The 3,852-nt window shown below is 69.8% G+C and carries 3 protein-coding genes and 1 pseudogene; all 4 read right to left on the bottom strand.

Annotation, left to right across the window (positions count from 1 at the left end; genetic code table 11):
- Nucleotides 1-726 (bottom strand): SGNH/GDSL hydrolase family protein (locus C7C56_RS05765; protein WP_502506444.1); only part of this gene is annotated, 726 nt, incomplete at its 3' end.
- A 275-nt stretch (nucleotides 727-1,001) separates the two neighbouring features.
- Complete coding sequence (locus C7C56_RS05760; protein WP_106756526.1) at nucleotides 1,002-2,426, bottom strand: SGNH/GDSL hydrolase family protein; 1,425 nt, start codon at nucleotides 2,424-2,426, stop codon at nucleotides 1,002-1,004.
- A 114-nt stretch (nucleotides 2,427-2,540) separates the two neighbouring features.
- Nucleotides 2,541-3,587: an L-threonylcarbamoyladenylate synthase gene (locus tag C7C56_RS05755; RefSeq protein WP_229458179.1), complete on the bottom strand. Its 1,047-nt coding sequence runs from the start codon at nucleotides 3,585-3,587 to the stop codon at nucleotides 2,541-2,543.
- Nucleotides 3,584-3,852: pseudogene (locus C7C56_RS05750) on the bottom strand (5-(carboxyamino)imidazole ribonucleotide synthase); the annotation flags it as partial. The gene C7C56_RS05755 and the pseudogene C7C56_RS05750, both read right to left, overlap by 4 nt.

Raw genomic sequence — 3,852 nt, 5'->3', positions numbered from 1 at the left:
GCTGCCCGCGCTCGCCGCCTCGGTCTGGAACGCCAGGCCGATGGCCCGGGCCGCCGCGGCCGGGTCGGTGGCGCCGGACGCCAGCAGCCCGGTCAGGCGGGCGGCGAAGGTGCCGGCCGCCGCCGCGTTGCCGGCGGCGGTGCCGGCCGCGGTGGCGCCGGCCTCGAGCTCGCCCAGCTGCATCAGCGCGTCATTGGCGCCGGCCAGCACGAACACGATCTCGGTGCCCCTGAAGGCGCCGTTGACCTTGCTTAGGTGATTGGCGATCTGGGTCGAGACGGGCACCGTCAGCTGCCCCAGCGGCGAACCGGTCAGTTTGTGGCCGGGCCCGACCGGGTTGCTCACCCGCGCGCCGCCCTGGGCGTAGCCGGTGCAGGCCGCGTGGTGCATCACGGGCACCGAGAAGTTCATCGCCGCATTGCCGTCGAGGCCGGTTTGCGCGGGGCACGGCGCGGCCAGGCCGAACTGGGCGGCCAACAACTCGGTCCAGGTCTTGCCGGTGTACTCGGGCTGGACCGCCACGCTGTTGCCGTTGATGGTGAACTTGCCGCCGCCCAGCGCCGCCACGCCGCCCACGGCGTAGGTGCCGACATCGGACAGGCTGTCGCCGAAGGTGACCTGGGCGCTGTACTGCTGCCTGAGGGTCTGGTCGCCGCCTTCGCTGCCGCCGCACGCCGCCAGCACCGCCGCCACGACCAGGGCCAGCGCGAAATGGGTTTGACGCATGGGTGCCTCCTGAATTTTTTCGAAGAATAAAATACCCGCGCGGGCGGGTGTTTTTATGTACGGCGCGGCGCGCGGGGCAGCGGGATTTGCGTGTGGCATGGCCCGGACGCGGACATGCTGACGCCTCCGAACCGGGGCGAAACGGGTTTGACACTTCCTGCTCTGTACTTATTGGTAACTATAATAGAAATACCCGCCGTAGCGGGTATTTTTTTGCCCCCCGGAACCGGGGCGCGGATGCTGCGTCCGGCCCGCTCCGGGCCGGATCCTCCTATTTAACGCCAGCCCTTGGCCACCATCGAATCGAGCACCAGTTTGGCGACCAGCGAATGCGAGTACGGGGTCGGATGGGTGTCGTCGGCGAACATGTAGCGGCTCACGTCGACGCCGGCCAGCACGTTGGCGCCGGTGCATACGAGCGAGGTGGTGCCGAGCGCGTTCGGGCCGCAGGCCGGGGTGGTGGTGTTGCTGAAGCCATACTTGGCCGGGTTCTTGACCTGGTCGTTGCTGGCGCTGTAGGCGTCGACCTGCAGCACCTTCGCGTCGGTGCCGTCGAGACCGGCTTTGAGCGCGGTGTTGTAGCCCGAGATCATGCCGGCGATCAGGGTTTGGGCCGAAGCCGACTGCGCCTTGCCGGTCGGGGCGCTGGCGATGTCCGGCAGGTTCAGCACGACCACGTGGTTGGCGCCCTTGGCCAGGATCTGGGTCTTGACCAGGTTCGCCAGCGCCAGGCCGGTGTCGGCCATGACGGCGACCAGCGCCGGGCCGTTGGCGGCCGCGTAGGCGTTGGCGGCGTTGGTGCCGGCGACCAGGCCGGCGGCGTTGCCGGCGGTGGTGGCGGCGGTTTGCGCCTGCACCACCATCGGGCCGTACACGGTCGGTTGGCCGACGGCGGCGTTGCCCGGCTGGGTCGCCGCGGTCTGGACCGCGACACCGACCAGCGAAGTGCTGGTGCTGCCCGCGCGCGCCGCCTCGGTGGCCATGGCCGCGCCGATCGCCTGCGCCGCCGTGGTCGGGTTGGTCGCGCCGGCCGCCAGCAGCGGCACCAGCGTGCTGGCGAAGGTCGCCGCGCCCACCTTGGCGCCCTCGGCCGCGCCGGCGGTGTTGCCGGCGGCGGTCGCTGCGGCGGTCAGGCCGCCCAGCAACATGAAGGCGTCGTTACCGCCGGCCATCACGAACACGACTTCATTGCCCTTGAAGGCGCCGTTGTTGCGCGACAGGTGGGTCGCGATCTGGGTCGAGACCGGGATCGTCAGCTGGCCCAGCGGCGAGCCGGTCAGCTTGTGGCCGGGGCCGACGGGGTTGCTCACGCGCGAGCCGCCCTGGGCGTAGCCGGTGCAGCTCAGATTGTTGACGAGGGGGACCGAGAAGCCCTGGGCGGCGGCGCCGTCGAGGCCGGTCACTGCAGCGCAAGGGGCGCTCAGGTTGAAGGCCGCCGCCGTCACCTCGGTCCAGTTCTTGCCCGTCAGGGTGGCGTTGACCGCCGTGTTGTTGCCGTTGATCGTGTACTTGCCGCCGTTGAGCAGGGCGATCGTGCCGACCCGGTAGCTGCCGACGTCGGAGAGACTGTCGCCGAACGATACTTGCGATGCGAATACTGGCTTGGCGGGGACCGGAGCCGTGTTGTTGTTGTCGCTGCCGCCGCAAGCTGCCAGGACGGCCGCCGCCATTACTGCCAGCGCAAAATTGGTTTGACGCATTGTGTCTCCTAAGGAAAAATATATATTATGCAAAACGAACGCGCGTGCTATTCGGAACACACCTAATATGCCAGTGTTTGCCCCTAATGTATAGGATAAAACTTGCCAAATCTGTTAGTTCGATGCAACAGGTCGCGCAGCTGTTGTTGTTGCGTTTGATTCGGATGCGAGCAGCGCCCGCACCCGCTCCCCGGAACCGTGCGCGGCGCGCCGCAAACGGTCGTTGACGCCCAGCCAAGCCTCGCCCTGGGGCGGGGTTTCGACCAGGATCATGTCGGCGCCGGCGTGGTCCATGTCGCGCAGGGCCGCGTACAGCGCGTGCGCGTAACCGTCGGGGTTGGACGGCAGCTGGATTGCCGCGTGCGCCGGCGGCATGCCCGAGAAATAAATCAGCGCCGCCTTGCGCGTGCCGCCCTGCAGGCGGCGCAGCGCCTCGGCCAGCTCGGCCGTGCCGAGCAGCGCCACCGGCGTGTGCGGCGCGTAGTGCGAGGCCAGCGTGCCCGAGGCGCGCGGGGCGGCGGCGTCGGGCGCTTGCGGCAGGCGCCCGATCACCTGCCCGATCGCGGCCGCGCTGACCTGGCCGGGGCGCAGCAACACCGGGCCCAGCGTCGACAGGCGCGACAGGTCGACGATGGTCGATTCGATCCCGACCTCACTCTGGCCGCCCTCGAGCACCATGTCGACGCCGCCGCCGGCGCCGAACTCCTCGCGCACATGGGCGGCGGTGGTCGGGCTGACGTTGCCGAATTTATTGGCCGAGGGCGCGGCCAGCCCGCCCCTGCCGCCCTTGAATTGTTGCAGCAGCGCGATGGCGACCGGGTGCGCCGGGCAGCGCAGGCCGATCGTGTCCTGGCCGCCGGAGACGGCCGGGTCGATGTTGGAGGCGCGCTTGAGGATCATGGTCAGCGGGCCGGGCCAGAACGCCGCCGCGAGCGCGATCGCCTCGGGCGGGATCTGGCTGGCCCAATAGCCGAGCTCGGCGCCGGGCGCCAGATGCACGATCACGGGATGGTCCTGGGGCCGCCCCTTGGCCGCGTAGATGGCGGCCACCGCCCGCGGATTCTCGGCGTCGGCGCCGAGGCCGTACACCGTCTCGGTGGGAAAGGCGACCAGCCCGCCCTGTTCCAGCGCGCGGGCGGCGTTGAGGATATCCTGGTTCACGCCGCGATGCCGAGGATGCCGCAGGCACTGGCCAGCTGCTGCTGCGCCTGCGCCAAGGTCGGCGCGACGAAGGTCACGTGCCCCATCTTGCGGCCGCGCCGCGGGTCGGACTTGCCGTACAGGTGCAGGAAGGCGCCGGGCAGCGCCAGCACCTTGTCCCAGCTTGGTTCGCGCAGGGTCTCTCCGTCAAACCAGGCGTCGCCCAGGATATTGAGCATGACGGCCGGCGAATGCTGGCGCACATCGCCCAGTGGCAGGCGGGCCA

It is taken from the genome of Massilia glaciei (assembly GCF_003011895.2).
GTDB lineage: Bacteria > Pseudomonadota > Gammaproteobacteria > Burkholderiales > Burkholderiaceae_D > Telluria_A > Telluria_A glaciei.
Note: the sequence above shows the minus strand (reverse complement) of the source record. Positions and strands in the feature narration are given on the sequence as shown.